The organism is Streptomyces ossamyceticus, assembly GCF_001418475.1.
Classification (GTDB): domain Bacteria; phylum Actinomycetota; class Actinomycetes; order Streptomycetales; family Streptomycetaceae; genus Streptomyces; species Streptomyces ossamyceticus.
This window is the reverse complement of sequence record NZ_LIQX01000966.1, coordinates 1-3,041: the sequence shown is the minus strand read 5'-3', so window position 1 is coordinate 3,041 and position 3,041 is coordinate 1. Positions and strand designations below refer to the sequence as shown.

Here is a 3,041-nt window from a genome sequence, read left to right as displayed (position 1 = left end):
GCGGAGACGAGGCCGGGAACAGCGATGGCGGTGACGATGTCGGTGCGGTCGATCTTCACGGGTGGGCTCCGCAGAGACAGGCCGGCCCCCACAGGGGGTGTGGGGGCCGGGGTGGGCTGGGTCAGCGGTACTGGTTGAGGAGGGCCTGCGCGGCGGTGAGACGGCGGTAGGCGGTGGACTCGGGGACGCCGAGGATCTCCGCGGCGCGGGCCTTGGTGATGTGCTCGCCAACCTTGAGACGGCGGTGGAGTTCGGTGACCTGGTCCTTGGGCTGAACCGGGCGGGCCGCCTGGTTCGCAGTGTGGACCGTCGCCGGGTCGGGTGTGGGGTCGATCTGGTTCACCGGCTGGTCAGGGGACTGAACCGGCGTGGACTTCTTGGACGGTTCAGCCTGGCTCACTGGCTCGGTCACCGCTTCCGCCCAGTCCGGCCGCCGGGACTCCAGCGCCAGCCGCAGCTTCACCGTCCGATCCGCCGTCAGCAGCCGGTCCCGCTCCCCGAGGGCGAGGGCCTGCTCGGTGCCGGTCTGCTGCTGGAGGGTACGGAGGTACGCCTCGTACTTCGGGTCGAGCTTGATCCGGATCGTGTGCATGCCGATCGCCCACACACCCTTGGCGGCGGCGGATACGAGAGCGCCGACGATGCCGACGATCCAGCCCCACGGTCCTGCGAGCGCGCCGTGGACGATGATCGCGGCCATCGACACGACGAGCATCGCGATGCCGGCGTTGCGGGGGGCCTCGGAGCGGGTGCTGTCGTAGCGGAGGATCCACTCGGCGATGAGGCAGGCGGCCCATCCGGCGTCGAAGACTCCAGCGACGAGGTAGGCGGCCCAGGCGGGGGCGAGGAGGGAAAGCATGCTGCCGATGGCGACGGTGCCCCAGACGATCGCGCCGACGGTCATGATCACGGCGAGGGTGAAGAGGGCGCGGCGGAGCATGGAGTCGAGGTTGAAGGGGAGGCGGGGCGCCGGGTTCGGGTCGTCGATGGTGTAGGCGACGTCGACGCCGTGGACGTTCTCGGTGATGGTGCGGGTCGGACGGCGGAACATGGCGGGGCCTCCGGGGCGTCGGTCAGGTGCGGGCTCGGGCGGTGCGGGGCGGGTGCTCGTTGCAGAGATGCCAGGCCGCGAGGGCGGCGAGGGCGGCGAGGGCGGCGGGTGTGGTGGCGGCCCACAGGGCGGCGGACAGCAGAAAGCCGACCGCCGCAGCAACGCCGATGGTGTGGTTGATGATTAGGAACAGGCTGCCGATGAGGATCCAGGCGCATTTGGGCAAACGAGGCATGGCGGGCTCCTAGACGTGGTCAGCGGCTCGGCGCTGCTGCTGAACGGGCTGGGTCAAGGCGCGCTGCACTGGCCAGCCACGGTCAAGCCGGTGCTTGAGGGCGTCTTCGCTAACTCCGGTCCTTTCCGACCAGGCAGCCACGCTCAACGTGAGCCCTTCGTGGGTGATCAGTCGGTTGGAGCGTCGGTTCCGGTTCTGTTCGACTGCAGTTGCCCAGGCGCAGTTCTCTGGGCTGTAGCCAAGTGCGTTGTCTCGGCGGTCCAGAGACATTCCGGGTTCGTGCGTCGCATCCATGTCGGCGATGAAGTTCTGAAGCCCGGTCTTCTCGTCAGCCCATCGCTGGCAAACGGTGATGCCGCGCGCGCCGTATCGCGGGTAGTCCTTGCTGTCCGGGTTGGAGCAGCGGTGGATCATGTTGACCCATGTGCTGTACAGGCGGTGAGCGGATAGCCCGTGCCGGATCATCGACCCGTAGTGGAAGCAACCGCACGAGGTGCTACGCCCTCCGCGTAGGTGTTGGCCCATCACTTCTTTCTCGGTGCCGCAGTCGCAGCGACAGAGCCATCTAATGTTCAAGTTCTTGTCGCGGCCAGCGTCGCGAAGCACGAGCCATCGGCCGAACCTCCGGCTGGTGAGATCGATCTTCTTGCCCATATGAATCTTCCTGAGTGCAGTCGCGGGTAGTGGAGGGCGGGTCGGTCGGATTTCCAGGGCCCGCATCCGGTGGGGATGTGGGCCGTGGGCTACCGGCCGGCCGGTCAGTGGCGACGGTGTTCGAGCTCGTCGAGGTCGGTGTTCATCTGCTGATGGAGCGTGTCGTGGAGGTGCCGCTGCTGCGGGGTGGCCATGGGGTCGTTGGCGATGCTGCGGGCGAGGGTGGCTTCGGCGGCAAGGGCGGTCTGGATTTGTTCGGTGGTGCGGCTGTCTCGGCACATGGGGTGCTCAGACTTCGTCGAGGGGGATGCGGGTCTGCTGGGGCTCGTCGCTGGTGTTGGGCGGGAGATGCATGGAGAAGGTGACGGTGAAGTCGCCGTCGGCCTCCACCTCGACCTCGCTGCCGGTCTCGGGGTTGATCAGGGGCATGGCGGATTCCTCTCGGGGTTACTGCTGGTGGTCGCAGTAGCCGTCTTCCTTCACGACGACTTGGTCGACGGTGTAGCCCTCGTCGCGGAGTTTGTTGGCGATGCCGGTGGTGGCGGCTTGGGGGTCGTTGGCGCAGACGGGGGTGGTGGCGGTTCCGGTGTCGCCGTTTTGGTTGGTGACGGTGACGGTGGTGGTCCACTTCCGCATGGGGGTGTCCTTCCGCTGGTGGATGTGGGGCCGCGCTCTCGGCTGGGGGATGTACCGAGAGCGCGACATCAGGAGCGCCTGGTAGTCGTCGTCCTTGAGGTCCTTGCAGGCTTCGTTGCAGTACGGTGCGCGGCCGGGTGCGCCGCAGAGGAGGCACTCGTCCATCAGCGCGTGCCGGGGTCGATCCATCCGCCGCAGGTGCCGCAGACGATGTGCTGGCCTTGCGGTTGCAGGGGCTTGCCGCAGCAGACGGGCGCGCTCATCGGGTGGCCGCCGCGTTCAGGTCGTAGGCGTAGCAGCGGATTTGCTCGTCGCTGTAGCCGTGGCCGTGGGCTGCTGCTTGGTAGCGGTCGTAGGCTGCGCGCTCTTGCTCGGTGAGCGGGTGGCCTTGCTGGGTGCGGGCTTCGGCGAGGCCGATGGCTGCGGCGGCCCAGTGGAGGGCGGCGGCGGGGTCGTTGGTGGGGG

The 3,041-nt window shown here is 68.1% G+C and carries 7 protein-coding genes; all 7 read right to left on the bottom strand.

The annotated features are described in order from the left end of the window. Positions 1-121: 121 nt before the first annotated feature. On the bottom strand, positions 122-1,051 hold the full coding sequence (locus AOK15_RS41070) for an ABC transporter permease (protein ID WP_055524339.1): 930 nt from the start codon (positions 1,049-1,051) through the stop codon (positions 122-124). Positions 1,052-1,073: 22 nt separating this feature from the next. Next, positions 1,074-1,286: a hypothetical protein gene (locus AOK15_RS41065; protein WP_157870545.1), complete on the bottom strand. Its 213-nt coding sequence runs from the start codon at positions 1,284-1,286 to the stop codon at positions 1,074-1,076. A 9-nt stretch (positions 1,287-1,295) separates the two neighbouring features. Then, a complete protein-coding gene (locus AOK15_RS41060) occupies positions 1,296-1,940 on the bottom strand; it encodes a hypothetical protein (RefSeq protein WP_055524335.1) in 645 nt (214 codons plus the stop codon). A 104-nt stretch (positions 1,941-2,044) separates the two neighbouring features. Beyond that, positions 2,045-2,221 carry a hypothetical protein gene (locus AOK15_RS45465; protein ID WP_157870544.1) on the bottom strand — a complete coding sequence of 59 codons (177 nt, stop codon included), beginning with the start codon at positions 2,219-2,221 and terminating at the stop codon, positions 2,045-2,047. 7 nt (positions 2,222-2,228) lie between these two features. Beyond that, a complete protein-coding gene (locus AOK15_RS45460) occupies positions 2,229-2,369 on the bottom strand; it encodes a hypothetical protein (protein ID WP_157870543.1) in 141 nt (46 codons plus the stop codon). A gap of 18 nt (positions 2,370-2,387) precedes the next feature. Next, positions 2,388-2,765 (bottom strand): hypothetical protein, encoded by a 378-nt coding sequence (locus tag AOK15_RS41055; protein WP_157870542.1) that lies wholly within the window; start codon positions 2,763-2,765, stop codon positions 2,388-2,390. A gap of 70 nt (positions 2,766-2,835) precedes the next feature. Beyond that, a partial coding sequence (locus AOK15_RS41050) for a hypothetical protein (RefSeq protein ID WP_157870541.1) occupies positions 2,836-3,041 on the bottom strand: 206 nt, incomplete at its 5' end.

What these genes read in the sequence shown, in the direction of transcription:
- AOK15_RS41070 (WP_055524339.1), bottom strand. Translation starts at nt 1,051, where the DNA reads ATGTTCCGCCGTCCGACCCGCACCATCACCGAGAACGTCCACGGCGTC.
- AOK15_RS41060 (WP_055524335.1), bottom strand. Translation starts at nt 1,940, where the DNA reads ATGGGCAAGAAGATCGATCTCACCAGCCGGAGGTTCGGCCGATGGCTC.
- AOK15_RS45465 (WP_157870544.1), bottom strand. Translation starts at nt 2,221, where the DNA reads ATGTGCCGAGACAGCCGCACCACCGAACAAATCCAGACCGCCCTTGCC.
- AOK15_RS41055 (WP_157870542.1), bottom strand. Translation starts at nt 2,765, where the DNA reads ATGGATCGACCCCGGCACGCGCTGATGGACGAGTGCCTCCTCTGCGGC.
- AOK15_RS41065 (WP_157870545.1), bottom strand. Translation starts at nt 1,286, where the DNA reads ATGCCTCGTTTGCCCAAATGCGCCTGGATCCTCATCGGCAGCCTGTTC.
- AOK15_RS45460 (WP_157870543.1), bottom strand. Translation starts at nt 2,369, where the DNA reads ATGCCCCTGATCAACCCCGAGACCGGCAGCGAGGTCGAGGTGGAGGCC.